The 22,263-nt window shown below is 53.7% G+C and carries 20 protein-coding genes, 4 tRNA genes and 1 other RNA gene; 17 read left to right on the forward strand and 8 right to left on the reverse strand.

The window, feature by feature from the left end; translation table 11 throughout:
* Positions 1–267: 267 nt before the first annotated feature.
* Both J2125_RS04835 and J2125_RS04840 read left to right on the forward strand, forming a co-directional pair.
* A complete protein-coding gene (locus J2125_RS04835; protein ID WP_017803298.1) occupies positions 268–1,056 on the forward strand; it encodes a formate/nitrite transporter family protein in 789 nt (262 codons plus the stop codon).
* A gap of 131 nt (positions 1,057–1,187) precedes the next feature.
* Complete coding sequence (locus J2125_RS04840) at positions 1,188–1,541, forward strand: YfeC-like transcriptional regulator (RefSeq protein WP_017803297.1); 354 nt, start codon at positions 1,188–1,190, stop codon at positions 1,539–1,541.
* Positions 1,542–1,593: 52 nt separating this feature from the next.
* Here J2125_RS04840 and gltX read toward each other — a convergent pair whose 3' ends face one another.
* The gene (gene gltX, locus J2125_RS04845) at positions 1,594–3,009 is read right to left on the reverse strand and encodes a glutamate--tRNA ligase (RefSeq protein WP_017803296.1); all 1,416 of its coding nucleotides are present in this window, start codon (positions 3,007–3,009) and stop codon (positions 1,594–1,596) included.
* A 271-nt stretch (positions 3,010–3,280) separates the two neighbouring features.
* Between gltX and J2125_RS04850 the strand changes: the two genes are divergently transcribed.
* From J2125_RS04850 to J2125_RS04880, 7 genes are all read left to right on the forward strand, one after another.
* Positions 3,281–3,356 (forward strand) — tRNA-Val (locus J2125_RS04850).
* Positions 3,357–3,396: 40 nt separating this feature from the next.
* Positions 3,397–3,472: transfer RNA gene (locus J2125_RS04855), tRNA-Val, on the forward strand.
* Between the two features lie 44 nt (positions 3,473–3,516).
* Positions 3,517–3,592 (forward strand) — tRNA-Val (locus J2125_RS04860).
* 4 nt (positions 3,593–3,596) lie between these two features.
* Positions 3,597–3,672 (forward strand) — tRNA-Lys (locus tag J2125_RS04865).
* A 45-nt stretch (positions 3,673–3,717) separates the two neighbouring features.
* A non-coding RNA gene (locus J2125_RS04870) (RtT sRNA) lies at positions 3,718–3,845 on the forward strand.
* A gap of 256 nt (positions 3,846–4,101) precedes the next feature.
* Positions 4,102–5,652 carry a methyl-accepting chemotaxis protein gene (locus J2125_RS04875; protein ID WP_017803294.1) on the forward strand — a complete coding sequence of 517 codons (1,551 nt, stop codon included), beginning with the start codon at positions 4,102–4,104 and terminating at the stop codon, positions 5,650–5,652.
* Between the two features lie 139 nt (positions 5,653–5,791).
* Positions 5,792–6,151 (forward strand): FlxA-like family protein, encoded by a 360-nt coding sequence (locus J2125_RS04880; RefSeq protein ID WP_017803293.1) that lies wholly within the window; start codon positions 5,792–5,794, stop codon positions 6,149–6,151.
* Here the strand turns inward: J2125_RS04880 and J2125_RS04885 are convergent.
* Entirely contained in the window at positions 6,148–7,068 is a 921-nt protein-coding gene (locus tag J2125_RS04885) for a LysR family transcriptional regulator (protein ID WP_017803292.1), read from the reverse strand. The genes J2125_RS04880 and J2125_RS04885 overlap by 4 nt on opposite strands.
* Before the next feature lie 94 nt (positions 7,069–7,162).
* Between J2125_RS04885 and J2125_RS04890 the strand changes: the two genes are divergently transcribed.
* Positions 7,163–8,185, forward strand: a complete 1,023-nt coding sequence (locus J2125_RS04890; RefSeq protein WP_017803291.1) for a bile acid:sodium symporter family protein — start codon at positions 7,163–7,165, stop codon at positions 8,183–8,185.
* Positions 8,186–8,219: 34 nt separating this feature from the next.
* Here the strand turns inward: J2125_RS04890 and J2125_RS04895 are convergent, their stop codons facing one another.
* From J2125_RS04895 to J2125_RS04910, 4 genes are all read right to left on the reverse strand, one after another.
* Positions 8,220–8,435, reverse strand: coding sequence for a DUF3820 family protein (locus J2125_RS04895; protein WP_017803290.1), 216 nt, complete (start codon positions 8,433–8,435; stop codon positions 8,220–8,222).
* 1 nt (position 8,436) lies between these two features.
* The gene (ligA, locus tag J2125_RS04900; RefSeq protein WP_017803289.1) at positions 8,437–10,455 is read right to left on the reverse strand and encodes an NAD-dependent DNA ligase LigA; all 2,019 of its coding nucleotides are present in this window, start codon (positions 10,453–10,455) and stop codon (positions 8,437–8,439) included.
* A gap of 70 nt (positions 10,456–10,525) precedes the next feature.
* A complete protein-coding gene (gene zipA, locus J2125_RS04905; RefSeq protein ID WP_017803288.1) occupies positions 10,526–11,479 on the reverse strand; it encodes a cell division protein ZipA in 954 nt (317 codons plus the stop codon).
* Entirely contained in the window at positions 11,476–11,622 is a 147-nt protein-coding gene (locus tag J2125_RS04910) for a hypothetical protein (protein ID WP_157819481.1), read from the reverse strand. The genes zipA and J2125_RS04910 overlap by 4 nt, the downstream gene beginning before the upstream one ends.
* Before the next feature lie 76 nt (positions 11,623–11,698).
* Here J2125_RS04910 and cysZ point away from each other — a divergent pair, with 76 nt between their 5' ends.
* From cysZ to crr, 5 genes are all read left to right on the forward strand, one after another.
* The gene (gene cysZ / locus J2125_RS04915; protein ID WP_017803287.1) at positions 11,699–12,469 is read left to right on the forward strand and encodes a sulfate transporter CysZ; all 771 of its coding nucleotides are present in this window, start codon (positions 11,699–11,701) and stop codon (positions 12,467–12,469) included.
* A gap of 191 nt (positions 12,470–12,660) precedes the next feature.
* Entirely contained in the window at positions 12,661–13,632 is a 972-nt protein-coding gene (gene cysK / locus J2125_RS04920; protein WP_017803286.1) for a cysteine synthase A, read from the forward strand.
* 540 nt (positions 13,633–14,172) lie between these two features.
* Positions 14,173–14,430 (forward strand): phosphocarrier protein Hpr, encoded by a 258-nt coding sequence (gene ptsH, locus J2125_RS04925; RefSeq protein WP_017803284.1) that lies wholly within the window; start codon positions 14,173–14,175, stop codon positions 14,428–14,430.
* A 163-nt stretch (positions 14,431–14,593) separates the two neighbouring features.
* Positions 14,594–16,321: a phosphoenolpyruvate-protein phosphotransferase PtsI gene (ptsI, locus tag J2125_RS04930; RefSeq protein ID WP_017803283.1), complete on the forward strand. Its 1,728-nt coding sequence runs from the start codon at positions 14,594–14,596 to the stop codon at positions 16,319–16,321.
* 43 nt (positions 16,322–16,364) lie between these two features.
* Complete coding sequence (gene crr / locus J2125_RS04935) at positions 16,365–16,868, forward strand: PTS glucose transporter subunit IIA (RefSeq protein WP_017803282.1); 504 nt, start codon at positions 16,365–16,367, stop codon at positions 16,866–16,868.
* Between the two features lie 46 nt (positions 16,869–16,914).
* Here the strand turns inward: crr and J2125_RS04940 are convergent, their stop codons facing one another.
* Both J2125_RS04940 and J2125_RS04945 read right to left on the reverse strand, forming a co-directional pair.
* Positions 16,915–18,264 carry a sensor histidine kinase gene (locus J2125_RS04940; protein WP_017803281.1) on the reverse strand — a complete coding sequence of 450 codons (1,350 nt, stop codon included), beginning with the start codon at positions 18,262–18,264 and terminating at the stop codon, positions 16,915–16,917.
* Positions 18,261–18,941, reverse strand: a complete 681-nt coding sequence (locus J2125_RS04945) for a response regulator transcription factor (RefSeq protein WP_017803280.1) — start codon at positions 18,939–18,941, stop codon at positions 18,261–18,263. The genes J2125_RS04940 and J2125_RS04945 overlap by 4 nt, the downstream gene beginning before the upstream one ends.
* Before the next feature lie 175 nt (positions 18,942–19,116).
* Here J2125_RS04945 and J2125_RS04950 point away from each other — a divergent pair, with 175 nt between their 5' ends.
* Both J2125_RS04950 and J2125_RS04955 read left to right on the forward strand, forming a co-directional pair.
* A complete protein-coding gene (locus J2125_RS04950) occupies positions 19,117–20,310 on the forward strand; it encodes an efflux RND transporter periplasmic adaptor subunit (RefSeq protein ID WP_017803279.1) in 1,194 nt (397 codons plus the stop codon).
* 3 nt (positions 20,311–20,313) lie between these two features.
* Positions 20,314–22,254: a MacB family efflux pump subunit gene (locus J2125_RS04955; protein ID WP_017803278.1), complete on the forward strand. Its 1,941-nt coding sequence runs from the start codon at positions 20,314–20,316 to the stop codon at positions 22,252–22,254.
* Positions 22,255–22,263: the final 9 nt, after the last annotated feature.

Below are 22,263 nucleotides of genomic sequence, written 5' to 3' on the forward strand. Positions count from 1 at the left end.
GAAAAAGGCGTCAACCTGCGACGAATTGACTGAATTTCCTCCGCTTACTACCTGCTTACAACCAATCCCGGTAGTGGATGTTACTCTCAGGTTAAAAATGGCATAAAAAGTCGCTTGTTTTTGTTAATTCACCGTGCAAAACTTCGCCCGCTAATTATTTAACCAATACCCCCCAGTTGTGCGCCCTGCGTACCCTGGCGGATACCAGCGCCGGATATTGGCTATTTTTATTAACCGCTTTTTATAATTAACTACACCAGAGCTACTATGTCCTTGCATACACCTAAAGAAATCGCCGCCATCGCCATCCAGGCGGGCGTTGCCAAAAGTCATGCTTCTGTCTCTACCTTAATGATCCTCGGCTTTCTGGCTGGCGCCTTTATCGCCACCGGCTTTCTGCTGGATATCCATGTTATCTATCAGCTCCCCGCAGAATGGGGTTCATTCGGCGGCCTGTTAGGCGCAGCGGTGTTCCCGGTAGGGATCATTCTGACAGTTCTGGCCGGTGGCGAGCTGTTAACCGGTAATATGATGACCATGCCAATTGCCTGGTTTGCCCGCCAGATCAGCGGTATTAGCGTGCTGCGTAACTGGTTCTGGGTCACCGTCGCTAACTTTATCGGCAGTCTGGCCGTCGCCTGGTTCTTTGGTCATATGCTGGGCATGACTGAAGGTGCGTTCCTGAAAAAAACCGTCGCCATTGCTACCGCTAAAGTTAACGCTGACTTTACTCAGGCGTTTATTTCCGGCATCGGCTGTAACTGGCTGGTGTGTCTGGCAACCTGGCTGGCTTTCGCCAGTAAAGATATGGTCGGCAAAATCTTCGGTATGTGGTTCCCGGTGATGGCGTTTGTGGCGATTGGCTTCCAGCACGTGGTAGCAAATATGTTTATCATTCCGGCGGCGATTTTCGCTGGCTACCTGAGCTGGGCTGAATATCTGCCAAACTTTATCGCCGTATTCCTCGGTAATGCTGTAGGTGGCGCCGTATTTGTCGGTCTGGCCTACTTCCTCGCCTTCCGCTCTGCAACAGAAAGCGTTAAAGCCTCCCGCTAGTTCCTCCGCCCTTTATCGCCGGTAGAGGGCAAATTTTTTTGCGCCAGATCTCATTTTTTTATCCATTAGTTATTCCTTTACCGAATTATTGTAAGATGTTCTGCTAATACATTCGTTACAGGGACTGAAACGTGAAAAAGGACTGGTTAACACCTGAAGAGCTGGCTAAGGTGACGGGCTATAGCCGTCAAACCATCAACAAATGGATTAAACGAGAAAGCTGGACCACTGCGCCAAAGCCCGGAGTTCAGGGTGGTAAAGCGCGGATGATTCATATTGATGAGCGGGTAAAAGAGTTTCTGAAATCCACGCGTCATGCCGCAGAACCTGCTGCATCCTATGTGGTAAATCAGAATCCATTACCAGGCTTATTAATCACCTCTTTGCAACAGATGACGCCAGAAGAGCAGGCGAGACTGTCGGCATTGCTGGTACGCGAAGGTATTCAGGGCATTTTGCAGCGTCTGGGTATTAGCGAAGGGTAAAAAAAACCCCGGAAGCAGCATTGCTGTTTCCGGGGTTTTATTAGTAACGCGATTACGCCTGGGCTTCGCGTTCCGCGATATAAGCCAGCGCCTGTTCAATGCGCGCCACAGAACGTGACTTACCGATAGCATGCACGGTGACGTCCAGACCCGGTGACTGACCGGCGCCAGTTACCGCAACACGTAACGGCATACCGACCTTGCCCATTCCCACTTCCAGTTCATCAGCGGTCGCCTGAATCGCATGGTGCACATTCTCTGCCGTCCATTCGCTGATAGCGGCCAGTTTGTCGCGCACCACTTCCAGCGGCTGACGCGCTACCGGACGCAGATGCTTTTTCGCCGCGTCGGCATCGAACTGCTCAAAGTCTTCATAGAAGTAGCGGCACGACGCAGCCATCTCTTTCAGCGTCTTACAGCGCTCACCCAGCAGTTTAACCAGCTGCGCCAGCTCCGGGCCGGTGCGGGTATCGATATTTTCCTGCTCAATATGCCATTGCAGATGGGTAGCCACATATTCCGGCGCCAGTGAGTTGATATAATGGTGATTCAGCCACTGCAATTTTTCGGTATTAAAGGCGCTGGCCGATTTGCTTACCGCGTTAAGATCAAACAGCTGTTTCATCTCGGCAATGCTGAAAATCTCCTGATCGCCATGGGACCAGCCCAGACGCACCAGATAGTTCAGCAGCGCTTCCGGCAGATAGCCGTCATCACGATACTGCATCACACCCACCGCGCCGTGGCGTTTGGAGAGCTTTTTGCCGTCGTCGCCGAGGATCATCGAAACGTGGGCATAAACCGGCACCTGTGCGCCAATCGCTTTCAGGATGTTGATCTGACGTGGGGTGTTGTTGATATGGTCTTCACCACGGATCACATGGGTGATCTCCATATCCCAGTCATCGATCACCACGCAGAAGTTATAGGTTGGCGCACCGTCGGTACGACGGATAATCAGATCGTCCAGCTCCTGATTGCTGAATTCAATCGGGCCACGAATCTGATCGTCAAAAATTACCGAGCCTTCCTGCGGGTTACGGAAACGCACCACGCAAGGTTCATCCGCAGCATGATGCTCATGACTGTCACGGCAACGACCGTCATAGCGCGGCTTCTCGTTATTGGCCATCTGGTTTTCACGCAGTGCTTCCAGACGCTCTTTCGAGCAGTAGCATTTATAGGCGGTGCCCGCGTCGAGCATCTCATCAATCACGGCGTTATAGCGGTCAAAACGTTTGGTCTGATAGTACGGACCCTCATCCCAGTCGAGGCTCAACCAGTTCATACCGTCCATAATGGCGTCGATAGCCTGCTGCGTGGAGCGCTCCAGATCGGTATCTTCGATACGCAGAACGAACTCACCGCCCTGATTACGGGCAAACAGCCAGGAATAGAGCGCGGTACGAGCGCCACCAACATGCAGATAGCCGGTTGGGCTGGGGGCAAAACGGGTTTTGATTTTCATTAAACGGTGCCTTATTACGCGAATGCGCTGACAAATTACAAAAGTGACTCATTTGGCGCTTTATTAATTGCCTGCATTCTATCATCTGACAGCGATTCCTCAACGGCCTTACCTTGCCTGTCGAATTGATATGGCGGAATATCGCGCAAGAAAACAGAGGTTTTGCTTAAAACGGCGACATCCTGACTAAATTTAAGCCGAACAATCATTTTCGTTTTAAAAAGCGTTGACTCATTTCGCCGGATCCCTATAATGCGACTCCACACAGCGGGGGTGATTAGCTCAGTTGGTAGAGCATCTCCTTTACACGGAGGGGGTCGGCGGTTCGAGCCCGTCATCACCCACCATCTCTAAGATGGCCGCAGTGGAGCAGGAAAGTTGAGACATGGGCGATTAGCTCAGTTGGTAGAGCATCTCCTTTACACGGAGGGGGTCGGCGGTTCGAGCCCGTCATCGCCCACCATGACTCAACAGCACGAAGGTGTCTTGCTAAAGCAGTAACGAAATGGGTGATTAGCTCAGTTGGTAGAGCATCTCCTTTACACGGAGGGGGTCGGCGGTTCGAGCCCGTCATCACCCACCATTTCGGGTCGTTAGCTCAGTTGGTAGAGCAGTTGACTTTTAATCAATTGGTCGCAGGTTCGAATCCTGCACGACCCACCAAATTCAGAAAAAAGCACCCTTTGGGTGCTTTTTTTGTTTCCGAGCTCAGCAACTTATTCGTGCGGGGTTCGAACCTGCTGCAGGTTCGGGTCGAGCGCATGCGAGACAACGTTGCCTCCGGCAACGGCCCGCAGGGCGAGGCCTTTGGCCGAGTTATCCTGCACGACCCACCAAATTCAGAAAAAAAGCACCCTTTGGGTGCTTTTTTTGTTTCCGTGCCGCAGAACTTCGCATGCCCTGCCCAATGCGACATTCATCACAAATTCACATCAAGTTTTCCGCCCCCCTGCCGATGTAACAGCCTCGACGAGCGTAATTTATGCTCCCGACACCCGTTTAGCATTTTATTTATAAAAACAGCGAATTATCGCGTATCAACGGTTTTCTGCCGATCCGCGGTGCTGCATAAAATTCAGAGGGAAACATGTAATGGCATCTGTGAAGAATATGAAGGTCGGCGTTCGCCTTGGCGCGGCATTCGGCTTAGTGATACTGCTGCTGATTATCGTCAGTGGCACCGCAGTCGTAAAGATTGGCAATATCAACAGTGCGATTGACAGCATTGTGAATGACCGTTACATCAAAGTCCGCCTCGCCTTTGATGTGCGCGACGGCGTCAATGACCAGATCAAATTTTTACGTGGCATGGTGATTGATACGACCAGACCGGAAAACAATGTAAGCCGTGTTACCCAGCTCAATGCCGCAACCAAACAGACCAATGACGCCATTGAGAAGATTTCAAAACTGCAAACCACCGAGATTGGTCAGAAGAAAATCCAGGCGGTAAAAGATGCCGAACAGGCTTTTGAACAGGGTAAGGCGGAGCTGCTGACCCTGGTCCAGGCGGGTAATCCGGATGTCGCAGCGCAGTATGCACTGAAAAAAATCACCTCAGTGCAAAATACGTTTCTGGATATCGTGGTGAAATTTGCTGATTCCCAATCGGCACAATTGCAGTCAGAAGGGACCGAAGCCGTTGCTGACGCCTCAACCGCCATCACTATCACCTTAGTGTTCTCTGCGCTGGCAATTATCGCTGCGGTTCTGCTGGGCTTCTTCCTGACGCGCTCAATTGTTCGTCCACTGCGTGAAGCCGTCAGCATCGCCGAAAACGTGGCGGCGGGCGATCTGCGCACCACCATTCGCGTCACCTCTGCTGATGAGACCGGTCAGCTGATGCAGGCGCTGAAAAATATGAATGACAACCTGCTGCAGATTGTCACCGAAGTGCGCTCCGGCACCGATTTGATTGCCAACGCCTCCGGTGAAATTTCGGCGGGCAATATGGATCTCTCTTCCCGTACCGAGCAGCAGGCAAGTTCTCTGGAAGAGACAGCCTCAGCAATGGAACAGATGACCGCCACCGTGAAACAGAACGCCGATAACGCCCGTCAGGCCAATCAGCTGGCGGCGCAGGCATCGAAAGTCGCGGTGCAAAGCGGCGATGCGGTGAAGCAGGTGGTCAGCACCATGGATATGATTAATGGTTCTTCGAAGAAAATCGTCGATATCATCAGCGTCATTGATGGCATTGCCTTCCAGACCAATATTCTGGCGCTGAACGCTGCGGTGGAAGCTGCCCGCGCCGGTGAACAGGGACGCGGCTTTGCCGTAGTGGCTTCGGAAGTGCGTAGCCTGGCGCAGCGCTCCGCTTCTGCTGCGAAAGAGATTGCGCAGTTAATTGAAGATTCGGTAGCTAAGGTTGATGAAGGCGGCAAGCAGGTTGCAAAAGCGGGCGCGACCATGGAAGAAGTGCTCGCCAGCGTGAAAAGCGTCACGGCGATTATGGGTGAGATTTCGATCGCCAGTTCCGAACAGAGCACCGGCATTGATGAAATCAATATGGCAATTACCCAGATGGATCAGGTGACGCAGCAGAATGCGGCGTTAGTGAATCAGTCTGCGGCGGCGGCTCAGTCGATGCAGGAGCAGGCCGAACAGCTTTCTCAGGCTATTCGGGTATTTAAAACCGCCTGATCATTTTTTGCTTAGTGTCAGGGGCGGTTTTCGCCGCCCCATCTTTACGCCTTCCTTGCAAAACTTTAACACTTTCAGCGCTCAAGCTTTGACTTCCCCATTCCGATACTCGTAGTGATGAACTGTAACGGAGGAAAATATGTCATCAACTATCTCAATCAGCACCAGCACCGGCATCGGTCAGAGCAGTGGTAGCAGTTCCAGCGGCGGCAGCAGTGTTTCATCGCAAATCGCCGCGCTGACCAAACAGATCCAGACGGTTACACAGCAAGTAAAAGATCTGGCGACCTCTTCAGATCTCACCACTGAGCAAAAAGCGGAACAGCAGCAGTTGCTGGAAGCGCAAATTGCCCTGTTGCAGGCGCAGCTTGCACAGCTGCAACAGAAGCAGGCAGAAAAAGCACAGGCTGATACTGAATCCACGCCACCACCAGAAGCACCTAAAGCGGATGGCGTTAACCGTCCAACCGCGACCAATTCACTGAACGTCTACGTCTAGAACGCTGGTGAATTTTCTCTCTGACGCGTCAGCAGGGCTGCCTGCTGACGCACTTCCTGCCAGATCGCTTCTGCCGCTGGCGATAACGAACGGTTTTTACGCCGTATCAGCATCAGGGTGCGATTAATTTCCGGCAGAATACGCCTGACCATCAGTGGCCTGCCCTCCGGCAGCGGCAACGCCAGCGCCGGTAAGATACTGATGCCAATCCCGGCTTCCACCATCGGAAACAGCGTAGCCGGATGGCCAATTTCCTGGACAATTTCCGCCTCTACCTGCTGGTCGCGCAGCGCTTCGTCAATCAGCAGGCGGCTGCCTGAAGCATAATCCTGCAAAACCATAGTGCGGCCATTCAGCATGCCCCAGCCGATCTCTGGCGCGCTGGCCAGCGGGTCATCACGGCGACACAGCAGCAGAAAAGGCTCAGCAAGAATCGGTTCACACTGAAAATCAGGTGACTGTAGCGGGCCAATAACAATGCCAAAATCCACTTCCGCATTACGCACGCTTTGCAGAACCCACTGCTGCGGGCGGTCGCGTAGCATCACTTTGATATCGGGATAAGCCTGCTGGCTGGCGGCAAGACATTGCGGCATCAGATGCGCGGAGATGGTCTGACTGGCGGCGACACGCACTGTGCCGCTGCGCTGCTGGCCATAGCTGCGCACTTCCAGCAGCGTGGTGTTCAGCTCCTCCAGCAGTCGTTCCACCCGCGAGGCAAGTTGCTGACCGGCTTCGGTAAGCATCACTTCACGGGTAGTGCGGTCCAGCAGGCGGATGCCCATCTCTGCCTCCAGCTCTTTAATACTGTGGCTGACCGCTGACTGACTGAGACCGATACTCTGACCGGCCTGACTGAAACTGCCGTGCTGAGCAACCGCGACAAACACGCGAAGCTGGCGAATAGTGTAATTCATCGATTTTATTCATATATGAATTCAATAAATCAATTTTATTTCTAAACCGGGTCAGCGCACAATAGCCGGATATTTATTTAACCAGGCGTTAATAATGGGCATTTTCAGAATCGATCCACTAATGGTAAAACTGATTATCACCGTGCTGCTGGCCAGTTTCCTGCCCGCGCGCGGCGATTTCGTGGTGTTTTTCCACTGGCTGACTACCGCAGCGATTGCGCTGCTGTTCTTTATGCACGGCGCCAAGCTGTCGCGCGAGAAAATCATCGCCGGTAGCAGCCACTGGCGGCTGCATCTGTGGGTGATGTTCAGTACCTTTGTGCTGTTCCCGATTGTCGGCCTGCTGTTTGCCTGGTGGCATCCCGTTAACATCGGCGAAGATATCTATACCGGCTTTATGTATCTGTGCATTCTGCCCGCCACGGTGCAGTCGGCTATCGCCCTCACCTCGCTGGCGGGTGGTAACGTCGCGGCCGCTATCTGCAGCGCATCGGCTTCCAGCCTGCTCGGGGTGTTTATCTCCCCGCTGCTGGTTGGTCTGGTGATGAATGTCCACAGTGACAGCGCCACCAACGGTTTAGAACAAATCGGCAGCATTATGCTGCAACTGCTGCTGCCATTTGTCGTCGGTCATCTGTCACGCCGCTGGATTGCCGATTGGGTGGAGAGACATCGCGGTTTAATCGGCAAGACTGACCAGACTTCGATTCTGCTGGTGGTCTATTCCGCCTTCAGTGAAGCCGTGGTTAATGGCATCTGGAACCGCGTCGGCGTCACCACACTGCTGTTTATCCTCGCCGTCAGCCTTGGTCTGCTGTTTGTGATTCTGACGATTAACCTGCTGGCTGCACGCCTGTTTGGCTTTAATCGCGCCGATGAGATTACCATTCTGTTTTGCGGCTCGAAGAAGAGTCTGGCGAACGGCGTGCCGATGGCCAATATTCTGTTCCCGGCGTCCGCCGTGGGGATTATCGTGCTGCCACTGATGATTTTCCACCAGGTGCAGTTAATGGTCTGTTCGATGATCGCCCAGCGCTACAAGAAAAAAGGCGAAGCGGAAGCCGCGAAAAAGCTGGCGGCCAGCAGCAATAAAACAGTGGTTGAATCGCAGAAGTGAGACAAAAACGGCTCGTGAACACGAGCCGTTTTTTTCAGTCACGCTTTAAGGGCGTCACCAGTCCTTCAAGTCCCTCAATTTTAATCGCCAGCGTCAGCTGCATCAGCTCGCCGAGGTGCCCGGCAGGAAATTCATCCTTGCGGGCAAACCACAGCAGATAAGGTTCCGGCAGATCAATTAGCCGCCGCCCCTTATATTTGCCAAATGGCATCACGCTGTTGGCAATCTCAATCAGGTTCTCTTTTTCCATATTAATCACCCAGTAAACGAATCATTTCGGCTTCGTCAATCACCTCAATGCCCAGCTCCTGCGCTTTCGCCAGTTTAGAGCCTGCCGCTTCACCGGCAATCACCAGATCGGTTTTCTTTGATACGCTGCCGCTGACTTTCGCCCCCAGCGCCACTAATCTGGCTTTGGCATCATCACGCGCCATAATATTCAGTGAGCCGGTCAGCACCACCGTTTTACCGGCAAACGGGCTGTCGATTTCCGCAACATTCACCACTTCCACCGCCGGCCAGTGAATACCGCTATCCTCGACCAGCTGACGGATCACTTCACGGTTGCTCTCTTCTTCCATAAAGTTGCGCAGATGGCTGGCGACCACCGTGCCGACATCCGGCACTGCGATTAATGCGTCCAGATCGGCATCCATAATCTTTTCCAGCGTGCCAAAATGGGCGGCGAGATTCGCCGCTGTGGCCTCGCCGACTTCACGAATGCCCAGCGCATAGAGAAAACGCGCCAGCGTGGTGTGCCTGGCTTTATTCAGTGCATCGACGATGTTCTGCGCTGATTTGGGTCCCATGCGATCCAGACCGGTCAGCACGCCTGCCGTCAGACGGAACAGATCGGCTGGCGTTTTAACATACTCCTTCTCCACCAGCTGATCGATAATCTTGTCGCCCATACCGTCCACATCCAGCGCACGACGGGAGACAAAGTGTTTCAGCGCCTCTTTACGCTGCGCAGCGCAAATCAGCCCGCCGGTACAGCGCGTGACCGCTTCACCTTCAACCCGCTCCACATCTGAGCCGCAGACCGGACAATGACTGGGGAACAGGATTTCACGCGTATCGTCAGGACGTTCAGACTCCACGACTCCGACAACCTGCGGAATCACATCACCGGCGCGGCGGATCACCACGCGGTCGCCGATGCGCAGACCAAGACGCTCAATCTCATCGGCATTATGCAACGTGGCATTGCTGACCATCACCCCCGCCACCAGCACCGGCTCGAGGCGCGCGACCGGCGTGATCGCGCCGGTACGGCCAACCTGGAACTCGACGTCGCGTACGCTGGTCATCTGCTCCTGCGCCGGGAACTTAAACGCCACCGCCCAGCGCGGCGCGCGGGCGACAAAGCCCAGCTGTTCCTGCAACTGCTGATCGTCGACTTTAATCACCACCCCATCGATATCAAAGCCGAGGCTGGGACGCTCAGCTTCAACCTGACGATAAAACGCCAGCACCTCTTCAGCGCTGTGACACAGGCGGATACGGTCGCTGACCGGCAGGCCCCAGGCTTTCAGCTGCTGCAAACGCTGCCAGTGACTGGCAGGCATTTCGCCGCCTTCCAGCAGGCCAAAACCGTAGCAGAAGAAGCTCAGCGGACGTCTGGCGGTGATACGCGGATCGAGCTGACGCAGCGATCCCGCCGCGGCATTACGCGGGTTAGCAAAAATCTTATTACCGGTACGGCGCGCTTCGTCATTCAGCTTTTCAAAACCCGCCTGTGGCAGAAATACTTCGCCACGCACTTCAATGCGCGCCGGAATATTATCCCCCTGCAGACGCAGCGGAATGGCGCGGATAGTACGCACATTGGCGGTAATATTTTCGCCAGTGGTGCCATCACCGCGCGTGGCGGCGCGCACCAGCAGACCATTTTCATACAGCAGGCTGACCGCCAGACCATCGAGTTTCAGCTCGCAACAGAAGGTAATTTCATCACTGGTTTTTAGTCGATCCTGCACCCGCTTGTTAAACGCCAGATAAGTGGCCTCATCAAAGGCGTTATCCAGCGACAGCATCGGCACTTCATGGCGCACCTGCTCGAAGGCGCTGAGCGGCGCGGCGCCGACACGTTGCGTCGGCGAATCCGGGGTAATCAGTTCTGGATGTTGCTGTTCCAGCTCGCGTAGTTCGCCCATCAGGCGGTCGTACTCTGCGTCCGGCACTTCCGGCGCATCCATCACATGATACAGGTATTCATGATGAGCAAGCGTGGTTCGCAAATGGGTGATTTTGTCTTGTATGGATTCCATAACGCACCATCGGAGATAAAAAACCCCCGGCTAGCGGGGGTTCTGGGGGGATATTAATAACAAACAGTCTTCAGGCGTTCGCGTCGATGACATCGCGAATACGCGCCTTGTAGGTTTCCAGCTTCTGCGGCGTCATCATGCGACGCTCATCATCCAGCACCACGCCACCGACATCGTCGGCAATACGCTGGGCAGATTGCAGCATCAGCTTAAAGTTCTGATGCGCGTCGCCATAGGATGGCACCATCATAAAGATCGACACGCCAGGCGTGGAGAAATCAGACATCTCATCCGGATTGAAGGAGCCGGGTTTCACCATATTCGCCAGGCTGAACAGCACCGGACCGCTGCCCGCCGGGTTCAGATGACGATGGAAAATATTCATTTCGCCAAACTGGAAACCGGCCTGCAGAACCCCCTGCAGTAAGGCTTCACCGTTAAGCACGCCACCGGCATGCGCCGCAACATGCAGCACCAGCACCGTCTCTTTACTGCGCTCTTTTGGCGGCTCCGGCTGGGCGACAGGCTGCGGTGCAGGCGTTTCCACCTCATCCTCTTCCGGCTCATCGTCTGACAGCGGATCAAATTGTGGCTGCGCCTTCACCGGCTGTTTTACCGGCTGCGGCGCAGCAGGTGCGGCTTTTGGCTGCGCAGTGTACGGCGGTTCAGCATCGAACAGCGGATCAAGTTCAGGCGGCTCTTCCACCGCCGGCACATGACGCGCAGGTTCAGGCTGTTTGCGTGGCGCAGGCTGACGCGGCGGCACGTCGTCGTCAGCCGCATCAAAGCCACCAAGCGACGGCTCATCATGCTGAGGTTGTGAACGGCGCACGCGCACTTCACCGACGCCTTCATCTTCGTCGTCGGCTGGGCCCTGCTGTTTATCTTGCTTTAAACGCTTGTGCGGGCGATCGCGAAAAACGGATGAGCGCTCTTTACGGCTGGTCCACAAGCCATGAAGAAGAAGCGCTATTATGGCGATCGCGCCAACAACGATTAATATCAGACGCAAATCCTGCATCATTGTATTCTCTGTTGTTCCAATACCTTGCCACCACGGCAAACTTTATCCTCTAACTGTATTTGCCCCGCTACACAAGTGCAAGTCTGCGCACTATTTTCTAACAAATTAGATAGCCAAACCACGCTTTTTTGTTGTTTTTTCATCCAATCGCCCGCTAGTCAGCGTAAAAAGCTGCGTTATGATAGCGCTGCACTGCCACCAAAAGGAGAGACGCTGTCGATGGCAACCGAGAAAAACCTTAACACGCATAATGGTATTTACTACTTCAGACAGGGCTGGAACCTAATCCGCCTGCCTGGCATTCGCCGCTTTGTGATCCTGCCGCTGCTGATTAATATTTTACTGATGGGCGGCGCTTTTATCTGGTTGTTTGAGCGTCTGGGCCACTGGATCCCGGCGCTGATGGGCCATATTCCCGACTGGTTGCAGTGGTTAAGCTATCTGCTGTGGCCGCTAACCGTGATTTCAATTGTGCTGGTGTTCAGTTATCTGTTTTCCACCATCGCCAACTGGATTGCCGCCCCGTTCTGCGGTCTGCTGGCCGAACAGCTGGAAGCACGGCTGACCGGCAAACCGCTGCCCGATAGCGGCTGGGCGGGCCTGGTAAAGGATATCCCGCGCATTATGAAGCGCGAATGGCAGAAACTGGCTTATTACCTGCCACGCGCGCTGGGACTGCTGCTGCTCTATTTTATTCCCGGTTTTGGCCAGACGGTCGCGCCGGTGCTGTGGTTTCTGTTCAGCGCCTGGATGCTGTCGATTCAGTATTGCGACTATCCGTTTGATAACCATAAAGTGAGTTTTCAGCAGATGCGCAGCGCGCTGCGTCAGCATAAAACCGACAATATGCAGTTTGGCGCGCTGGTCAGCCTGTTCACCATGGTGCCGCTGCTGAATCTGGCGATTATGCCGGTGGCGGTGTGTGGTGCCACCGCGATGTGGGTTGACCGCTATCGCGATCGGCTGGGGGCGGTAAGCGGGAGCCGATAACGGCTCCCCTACATTTAACCTGTAGGGGCGGCGTTATCGCCGCCCGAATTAATGCACTCCCCCGCCTTATGCCATTTCAGCAGGCCTTATTTCAGACAATCATATACATATACGATTTCTTTCCTTCCGTGCTGAAATTGAAAGGGTATGCTCTTAGGGTTGCCAAAATTTCATACAGTTAAGGACGGGCTATGAGTAAGATCTATGAAGACAACTCTCTGACAATCGGTCATACGCCGCTGGTTCGACTGAACCGCATCGGTAATGGGCGCATTCTGGCGAAGGTAGAATCCCGCAACCCGAGTTTCAGCGTCAAATGCCGTATCGGTGCCAATATGATTTGGGACGCTGAAAAACGTGGCATTCTGAAACCCGGCAATGAGCTGGTTGAACCCACCAGCGGAAACACTGGTATCGCACTGGCTTATGTCGCTGCGGCGCGCGGTTACAAGTTAACCCTGACCATGCCAGAAACCATGAGCGTCGAGCGTCGTAAACTGCTGAAAGCGCTGGGTGCTAACCTGGTGCTGACCGAAGGCGCGAAAGGCATGAAAGGCGCGATTGCCAAAGCCGAAGAGATTGTGGCGGGCGATCCGGATAAGTTTGTGTTGTTGCAGCAGTTCAGCAACCCGGCCAACCCGGAAATTCATGAAAAAACCACCGGCCCGGAAATCTGGGAAGACACCGATGGCGAAGTGGATGTGTTTATTGCCGGTGTCGGCACCGGCGGTACGCTGACGGGTGTCAGCCGTTATATTAAAAACACCAAAGGTAAAACCGATCTTATTACCGTGGCGGTGGAACCGACTGACTCTCCGGTGATTGCTCAGGCGCTGGCCGGTGAAGAGATTAAACCGGGTCCGCACAAAATTCAGGGTATCGGCGCGGGCTTTATCCCCGGCAACCTTGATTTGAAACTGATCGATCGTGTTGTGGCGATTACCAATGAAGAATCAATCTCTACTGCGCGCCGCCTGATGGAAGAAGAAGGCATTCTGGCCGGTATCTCCTCCGGCGCAGCGGTGGCAGCCGCCCTGAAGCTGCAGGAAGATGAAGCTTTCGCCAACAAAAATATCGTGGTGATCCTGCCCTCTTCCGGCGAGCGTTATCTCAGTACCGCACTGTTTGCCGATCTGTTTACCGAAAAAGAGCTGCAGCAGTAAGATAATCTGTCGCGGCAGGCGCTTTTTTGCCCCAGATGACGCGACACAATTGCGACAAAACGCTCCTCTGCGGAGCGTTTTTTTTTGCTGCCGCGGATTAGTCTGATTTATGCAAAAAAATGCGCTTAATTTTGCGCAATATGATGGCTTAAAAATGGTCTGATTTGATGTGGCTATCGGTGCTAAACGGCCCTTTTTTGTGACCTTCATCATACTTTAGTGGGGATGCAGATTGATTTTACCCCGCCAGGTCTGGTATTTAAGCTGGCAATTATTTCGATCCACAAAATTAATCGTCGCGCGATTGGATCTAGCTGAATCGATTTACCGGTTTGGCGATGCAGTACAAAGCGCGGCATAATGGTAAGTGGACCAGCGGCGCTCAGAGCAGGTTATTGCGACGCTGCATCTTTTACCCTTAATTGCGCATTTTTTGGCGAGTCCTGTACTCAAGCCAGCGCGACCAACACAGGCTAAAGTTCGGCCCCCAGGCTAGACTTTAGATCCACAACACCAAACCAATTAAGTTGGGGAAATATAATGTTCCAGCAAGAAGTTACAATTACCGCACCAAACGGTCTGCACACTCGCCCGGCTGCTCAGTTCGTGAAAGAAGCGAAAGGCTTCACCTCTGAAATCACTGTGACCTCTAACGGTAAATCCGCCAGTGCGAAAAGCCTGTTCAAACTGCAGACTCTGGGTCTGACTCAGGGCACGGTTGTGAACCTGTCTGCTGAAGGTGAAGATGAGCAGCAGGCGGTTGAGCATCTGGTTAAACTGATGGCTGAGCTCGAGTAATTCGCCCGGTCCGTCGGGGCAAATGTTTCATCAGGCAGAAGTGAGTGCAAACATTTTGATCGCGGACATCACGTCCGCGTTGTTGCTTTCGTAAAGTACACTTTTGCAACTCTGGCACCGCGTTTTGTCGCCTAATAAGCCATCGTTATAAAAAGGTAAGGTTATGATTTCAGGCATTTTAGCATCACCGGGTATCGCTTTCGGCAAGGCACTTCTGCTGAAGGAAGATGAAATCGTTATTAACCGGAAAAAGATTTCTGCTGAAGAAGTCGATCAGGAAGTTAAGCGCTTCCTTGATGGCCGTAGTAAGGCCGCTGAGCAGCTCGAAGCAATCAAAATCAAAGCCGGCGAAACATTCGGTGAAGAAAAAGAAGCGATCTTCGAAGGCCACATTATGTTGCTGGAAGATGAAGAGCTCGAGCAGGAAATCATAGCCCTGATTAAAGACGAGAAAGCCTCTGCTGACGCTGCGGCTCACACCATCATTGAAGGCCAGGCCAAAGCGCTGGAAGAGCTGGACGATGAGTATCTGAAAGAGCGTGCAGCTGATGTGCGTGATATCGGTAAACGTCTGCTGCAGAACATCCTTGGCCTGCATATCGTCGATCTGAGCGCGATTAAAGAAGAAGTGCTGCTGGTGGCGAAAGATCTGACGCCTTCAGAGACCGCACAGCTGAACCTGGACAAAGTGCTGGGCTTTATTACCGATCTGGGTGGCCGCACTTCGCACACCTCCATTATGGCGCGCTCCCTGGAGCTGCCTGCCATCGTCGGTACCGGCAATGTCACCTCGCTGGTGAAAAATGATGATTATCTGATCCTTGATGGCGTTAACAATAAAATTTATGTTAACCCGACTGCGGACGTTATCGAGGAACTGAAAGCGGTACACAACCAATATGTTACCGAGAAAAACGATCTGGCAAAACTGAAAGACCTGCCGGCTATCACCCTGGATGGACATCAGGTTGAAGTGTGCGCCAATATCGGTACCGTGCGTGATATCGCCGGTGCAGAGCGCAACGGCGCAGAAGGTGTTGGCCTGTATCGTACTGAATTCCTGTTTATGGATCGCGACTCGCTGCCAACCGAAGAAGAGCAGTTCCAGGCGTATAAAGCGGTAGCCGAAGGCATGGGCTCGCAGGCAGTGATCGTGCGTACCATGGACATCGGCGGCGATAAAGATCTGCCGTACATGAACCTGCCAAAAGAAGATAACCCGTTCCTCGGCTGGCGCGCTATCCGTATCGCCATGGATCGTAAAGAGATTCTGCATGCCCAGCTGCGCGCTATTCTGCGTGCTTCCTCATTCGGCAAACTGCGCATTATGTTCCCGATGATTATTTCAGTGGAAGAAGTTCGCGCGCTGAAAGTCGAGCTGGAGCTGCTTAAAGCGCAACTGCGTGACGAAGGCAAAGCTTTCGATGAGACTATCGAAGTAGGCATTATGGTGGAAACACCCGCCTCGGCAGTGATCGCCCGCCACCTGGCGAAAGAAGTCGATTTCTTTAGTATTGGGACAAATGACCTGACGCAGTATACTCTGGCGGTAGATCGCGGCAACGATCTGATCTCCCATCTCTACAACCCGATGACGCCATCCGTCCTTGGTCTGATCAAGCAAGTTATTGATGCTTCTCATGCTGAAGGCAAATGGACCGGTATGTGTGGTGAGCTGGCAGGTGATGAACGTGCTACACTACTGTTATTGGGAATGGGGCTGGATGAATTTAGTATGAGTGCCATTTCTATCCCAAGCATCAAGAAAATTATTCGTAATACGAATTTTGAAGATGCGAAGGCATTAGCAGAGCAGGCTCTGGCTCAACCGACCGCGGAAGAGTTAATGAACCTGGTCAACAAGTTCATTGAAGAAAAAACACTCTGCTGATTCCGCGAGACGCTGGCCCAATATTACTGCTTAGGAGAAGATCATGGGTTTGTTTTCTAAACTTTTTGGCGATAAATCAGAAACGACGTCTGGTGCCATTGAGATCGTTGCACCACTGTCTGGCGAAATCGTAAATATCGAAGACGTGCCGGATGTTGTGTTTGCAGAGAAAATTGTTGGCGACGGTATCGCCATCAAGCCTGCTGGCAACAAAATGGTAGCGCCGGTAGACGGTACCATCGGTAAGATTTTCGAAACTAACCATGCTTTTTCTATCGAATCTGACAATGGCATTGAGCTGTTTGTCCACTTCGGTATCGATACGGTTGAACTGAAAGGCGAAGGCTTTAAACGCATCGCTGAAGAAGGTCAGAAGGTTAAGAAAGGTGACGTGGTCATCGAGTTTGACCTGGCGCTGCTGGAAGAGAAAGCGAAGTCTACGCTGACTCCGGTAGTGATCTCGAATATGGATGAGATCAAAGAGCTGATCAAACTTACCGGTAGCGTAGTTGTGGGCGAAACCCCAATTATCCGCATCAGGAAGTAACTCAGCGTTGAAGTGAAAACGGTGCTCAGGCACCGTTTTTTTTGCCTTACACCACCCAGTGCGGCAGGCGAATGGTCAGCTCCAGACCGCCCTGTTTGCCGTTAACCGCATGTACTTCACCCTGATGCGCCAGGACCACCTTACGCACAATCGACAGCCCTAAACCGTAGCCCTTGCCCATCAGCGGCGAGTTAACGCGGACAAAAGGATCAAAGATGCTGGACAGTTTTTCCGCTTCAACCCCCGGGCCATTATCACTGACGCAAATCTCCAGCCAGTGGCTCTCCTGACGTAGCGTCACCCTCACCTGCTGCCCGTGTAGTGAGAAACGCAGCGCATTGCGCACCACATTCTCCACCGCGCGGCGGATAAGTTCAGCATTGCCCTTCACGGTAAAGTCTTCTTTGCGGCTGGCATCCAGCAGAATCTCCACGCCCGGCACCTGCGCTTCATAGCGCGCATCGTTGACCACCGCCTCCAGCAACCCCAGCAGATCGAAATACTGCTCATCAGGCATGGTCTCGTTCTCGGCGCGCGACAGCGTCAGCAGCTCGCCAATCATCTTGTCCAGCCGACGCGCTTCCTCATCAATACGATCGAGCGAGCTTTCAACGGAAGCGGGTGTCTGGCGCGCCAGTCCGGTCGCCAGTTGCAGGCGCGCCAGCGGCGAACGCAACTCATGGGAGACATCATGCAGTAACTCTTCACGCGCCCGCACCAGCACCGACAGGCGCTCGACCATCGCATCGAAATCACTGGCGACAATTGATAACTCATCGTGGCGGCGACGCATCGTGGGATAGAGCCGCACCGACAGATCGCCGTTCGACACTTTGGCGAAACCTTCGCGCAGCTGACGCATTGGCCGCGTCAGGTTCCACGCCAGCAACAGGCTAAACAGCAATCCCGCCACGCCGGCGAAGATAAACATCGGCTCCGGAATATTGAGAATATTGCGCGGATGGCCGCCCATCGCGCTGTCTTCACGTAACCCCCTGACGTCATAGCGCAGCATATACTGCTGACCATCAGCGCCGGTGACCCATTCAACCACTTCACTGGGAAACGAACCGGGCGTCAGCATATGGTCCAGCTCTTTGCGTGAAGTCTCCTGCGGCGGCATCGGCATCGGCTCCACCGAGAAGAAACGCCGGTCGCCCGGCGACCAGTCAGCCATCATATCGTTAAGCGCCGTCAGCCCGCCGCGCTGCAATACCGATACTGCTGAGGTCATTTGCAGGTTAACAATACGGCGTACGGTGATATTTTCCGGCGGTTCATGATGCTTACCATTGAGCGTAAAGCCGAGCCATAACAGCTGGCTGATCACCAGAAACACCAGCCAGAAGCCAAACAGGATCTTCCAGAACAGACGACCACGAAAACGACTATTCATCGAATGCGATAACCGATGCTGCGCACCGTCTCAATATTGATGGTATCACCTGTCAGCTGGGCCAGCTTCTGACGAATATTACTGATATGCACGTCGACGCTGCGGTCATAGGCTTCACGCGGACGTCCGAGGCCTTTTTCGGACAGCTCATCTTTTGATACCACGCGATCCGGCGAACGCAGCAGCAGATCGAGCAGATTGAATTCCGAGGCGGTAAGATCAAAAGGTTTATTTTTCCACTGGCTGATGCGGGTGGCTGGATTTAGCGCCAGATCCCCCCAGGTAATCAGATCTTTCTTTTCCGGCGCCGGAACCTGCTCTTCGAAACGACGCAGCACCGCACGCAGGCGTGCTACCAGCTCACGCGGATAACAGGGCTTCGGCATATAGTCATCAGCGCCCATCTCCAGACCGATCACCCGGTCGATATTGTCCCCTTTCGCCGTCAGCATAATCACCGGCAGGCGGCTGTTCTGGCGTACCTGACGCAGCACATCAATGCCGCTCATATCCGGCAGCATAATATCGAGGATCATCGCGGTATATTCGCCGGAAAGCGCACCTTCCACGCCCGCTTTGCCGGTCAGCACCAGCGAAGCATCAAAGCCTTCGCCGATCAGGTACTGGCTGAGCATGGTGCCTAATTCAACATCGTCGTCGACTAATAAAATTTTCATTGTGCTTCTCTCGATCATAGTTGACGCTATTTTCACCTGTGGCAGGTTGTTTAGCAGCTGATTTTACTTAATCCTTACAACTCAGACAGCAGATCCTTGAACGCCGGTTTAGCTTTGCAGGCGTAAAGTTTTGCGTTATATCTGCACTGCCCCCGGATAAAGGAATCTTTTGGTTATGGAATTACGCCGCGCTTCAGGCCGACGCTGGATCATTATTATTTTGCTAATTGTGGCAGTTGTTGGGCTGTTTGGCTGGTTTAGCCTGCATAAAGTTCAGCAAAAACCCAATTATATTACGGCACTGGCGCAACAGCGCGATTTGCAACAGACAGTGCTGGCCGATGGCAAGATTACCGCCAGCAAGCAAGTAAGCGTCGGCGCGCAGGCATCAGGCCAGATAAAATCGCTACAGGTTACGCTTGGCGAACAGATCAAACAGGGCCAGCTAATTGCGGAAATTGATAACCTGACGCAGCAAAACGAACTGCGCAATGCGCAGGCGGCGCTGAAAAATATCCAGGCGCAGCGCGCGGCTAAGCAGGCGGTGCTGACCAACTATAATGCCGCATTCTTACGCCAGAAAGCGATGCTGGCAAAGAACCTGACCGCGAAAGCGGATTACGATGCCGCACTGGCCAATCTCAACAGCACGCAAGCTGATATCCAGGCGCTGGATGCACAAATTATCCAGTCGCAGATCCAGGTCGATACCGCGCAGGTCAATCTTGGCTACAGCCAGATCCTTTCTCCTATGGATGGCACCGTGGTGTCAATTCCGGTTGAAGAGGGCCAGACGGTTAACGCCGTACAGAGCGCGCCAACCATTGTTAAAGTCGCCAACCTCGATACCATGACGGTTAAAGCGCAGATTTCCGAAGCGGATGTGGTCAGCGTCCGGCCTGGCATGCAGGTATGGTTTACCATTCTCGGCCAGCCTGATAAACGCTACAGCGCCACCCTGCGTGCAATTGAACCTGCGCCCGATTCGATTAATACCGACAGCAGCCTCAGCGCCAGCAGTGGCAGCACCTCCAGCGCGTCATCCTCCAGTGAGGCGATTTACTACTACGGTCTGTTTGATGTCGCTAATCCGCAACATACGCTGCGCATCTCAATGACCGCTGAAGTGCATATTGTGCTGGGCGATCACCCGAACGCCATTGTTATCCCTTCGACTGCGCTGGATACGCTCAACGGTAAAACCAGCGTGCAGGTAGTGGATGACCAGCAGCAGATAACGCGCCGTGAAGTCACAGTCGGTATTAATAACAATATCGAAGCGCAGATTACTGCGGGCCTGAAAGCCGGTGAACAGGTGATTATCAGCCAGGGAACCGCCTCAGATGCCGCACACCCGGTGGGGATGTAACGGATGGCGCTTCTGCAGCTGAAACAGATTAACCGCGAGTTTAGCAGCGGTGAACAGCGCGTGCGGGTGTTGAAAAATATCAACCTGTCGATCGAGGCTGGCGAGTTTGTGGCGATTGTCGGCGCTTCCGGCTCCGGTAAATCGACGCTGATGAACCTGTTAGGCTGTCTGGATAAAGCCAGTAGCGGTGATTATCTGGTGGCGGGCAAAGCCACCGCCCGGCTCGACAGCGATGCGCTGGCCGAACTGCGTCGCGAGCACTTTGGGTTTATCTTTCAGCGTTATCACCTGCTCGGTGAACTTAGCGCGCTGGGCAATGCTGAGATCCCGGCGATCTATGCCGGTAAAAGCCACGCAGAACGCCGTCAGCGCGCCACGGCGTTACTGACACGCTTAGGGCTGGGTGAACGCCTGCACTACCGTCCGGGCCAGCTCTCCGGCGGTCAGCAGCAGCGTGTCAGTATTGCCCGTGCGCTGATGAATGGCGGCGAAGTGATCCTCGCCGATGAACCGACCGGGGCGCTGGACAGCCACAGCGGCGAAGAAGTGCTGAATATCCTGCGCGATCTGCATCAGCAGGGACATACCGTGGTGATCGTCACTCACGATATGCGCATTGCGCAAAACGCCGACCGGATTATCGAAATCCACGACGGCGAAATTATTGCCGATAACCGCAGCGAGGGTGTACCGCAACATCAGCGGATTCAGTTCAGCCCTCCGGTGGTTCCGCACCCCTGGCGCGCACTGCGCGACCGTCTGAATGAAGCCTTTAAAATGGCGCTGGTTTCGATGATGTCGCAGCGGTTGCGCACTTTCCTCACCATGCTTGGCATTATTATTGGTATCGCTTCGGTGGTCTCAGTGGTGGCGCTGGGGAAAGGTTCGCAACAAAAAATCCTGCAGGAAATTAGCTCAATGGGCACCAGTACGCTGGATGTGTTCCCCGGCGCTGATTTTGGCGATATGAATTCCGCACGCATCCAGACGCTGCGCCCCAGTGATGCCGATGCACTGGCGCAGCAGCCCTATGTCCACAGTGTCACCCCTTCGATCACTAACAGCACCACACTGAAATACCGTAACCAGGCGCTGACGATTGCGGTAAATGGCGTGGGTGAGCAATTTTTTGCCGTCCGTGGCTACCGCTTATCGCAGGGAATGGCCTTTAATCGCGCCAGTGTTGATGCGGTCGCGCAGGAAGCGGTGATTGATGAAAATACGCTGAAGAAACTGTTTCCCAACAATGAAAATCCGTTGGGTCAGGTGATTATGCTGGGCAATATGCCGGTACGGATTATCGGGGTTGCCACGCGCCAGAGTAGCTTTGGCCGCGACAGCAACCTCAATATCTGGGTGCCTTACACCACCGCGATGAAGCGCATGATTGGCAAAACTTACCTTAGCGGCATTACGGTGCGGATAAAGGATAATATTGACCTCGCGGTGGCGGAACAGGGGGTCACCAAACTGCTGCAACAGCGTCACGGCAGCAAAGATTTCTTTATTATGAACACCGACAGCATTCGCAATGCGATTGAGAGCACCACCAATACCATGACGCTGCTGGTGGCGGCGATTGCGCTGATTTCGCTGCTGGTTGGCGGCATTGGCGTAATGAATATTATGCTGGTATCGGTAACTGAAAGAACGCGGGAAATTGGCGTACGTATGGCGGTGGGCGCCCGCGCCAGCGATATTATGCAGCAATTTCTGATTGAGGCAGTGCTGGTCTGTCTGACCGGCGGCATTATTGGCGTACTGCTGGCGCTGCTGCCAGGTGTCTTGCTGGCGCAGAGCAGCAGCAGTTTCGCTATGATCTATTCGCCGTTCTCGATTATTGCCGCTTTTATCTGTTCCAGCCTGATTGGCGTGCTGTTTGGCTTCTTTCCCGCCCGCCGCGCCGCACGGATGGATCCGATTCATGCGCTGGAGCGGGAGTAAATCATTTAC

The organism is Winslowiella toletana (assembly GCF_017875465.1).
In the GTDB taxonomy this organism is placed as follows: Bacteria; Pseudomonadota; Gammaproteobacteria; order Enterobacterales; family Enterobacteriaceae; genus Erwinia; species Erwinia toletana.

Coding starts and splice junctions, on each gene's coding strand:
- J2125_RS04950 (WP_017803279.1), top strand. CDS start 19,117: ATGGAATTACGCCGCGCTTCAGGCCGACGCTGGATCATTATTATTTTG.
- gltX (WP_017803296.1), bottom strand. CDS start 3,009: ATGAAAATCAAAACCCGTTTTGCCCCCAGCCCAACCGGCTATCTGCAT.
- zipA (WP_017803288.1), bottom strand. CDS start 11,479: ATGATGCAGGATTTGCGTCTGATATTAATCGTTGTTGGCGCGATCGCC.
- J2125_RS04955 (WP_017803278.1), top strand. CDS start 20,314: ATGGCGCTTCTGCAGCTGAAACAGATTAACCGCGAGTTTAGCAGCGGT.
- J2125_RS04945 (WP_017803280.1), bottom strand. CDS start 18,941: ATGAAAATTTTATTAGTCGACGACGATGTTGAATTAGGCACCATGCTC.
- ptsH (WP_017803284.1), top strand. CDS start 14,173: ATGTTCCAGCAAGAAGTTACAATTACCGCACCAAACGGTCTGCACACT.
- J2125_RS04895 (WP_017803290.1), bottom strand. CDS start 8,435: ATGGAAAAAGAGAACCTGATTGAGATTGCCAACAGCGTGATGCCATTT.
- ptsI (WP_017803283.1), top strand. CDS start 14,594: ATGATTTCAGGCATTTTAGCATCACCGGGTATCGCTTTCGGCAAGGCA.
- J2125_RS04890 (WP_017803291.1), top strand. CDS start 7,163: ATGGGCATTTTCAGAATCGATCCACTAATGGTAAAACTGATTATCACC.
- cysZ (WP_017803287.1), top strand. CDS start 11,699: ATGGCAACCGAGAAAAACCTTAACACGCATAATGGTATTTACTACTTC.
- J2125_RS04875 (WP_017803294.1), top strand. CDS start 4,102: ATGGCATCTGTGAAGAATATGAAGGTCGGCGTTCGCCTTGGCGCGGCA.
- J2125_RS04910 (WP_157819481.1), bottom strand. CDS start 11,622: ATGAAAAAACAACAAAAAAGCGTGGTTTGGCTATCTAATTTGTTAGAA.
- J2125_RS04880 (WP_017803293.1), top strand. CDS start 5,792: ATGTCATCAACTATCTCAATCAGCACCAGCACCGGCATCGGTCAGAGC.
- crr (WP_017803282.1), top strand. CDS start 16,365: ATGGGTTTGTTTTCTAAACTTTTTGGCGATAAATCAGAAACGACGTCT.
- J2125_RS04835 (WP_017803298.1), top strand. CDS start 268: ATGTCCTTGCATACACCTAAAGAAATCGCCGCCATCGCCATCCAGGCG.
- J2125_RS04885 (WP_017803292.1), bottom strand. CDS start 7,068: ATGAATTACACTATTCGCCAGCTTCGCGTGTTTGTCGCGGTTGCTCAG.
- cysK (WP_017803286.1), top strand. CDS start 12,661: ATGAGTAAGATCTATGAAGACAACTCTCTGACAATCGGTCATACGCCG.
- ligA (WP_017803289.1), bottom strand. CDS start 10,455: ATGGAATCCATACAAGACAAAATCACCCATTTGCGAACCACGCTTGCT.
- J2125_RS04940 (WP_017803281.1), bottom strand. CDS start 18,264: ATGAATAGTCGTTTTCGTGGTCGTCTGTTCTGGAAGATCCTGTTTGGC.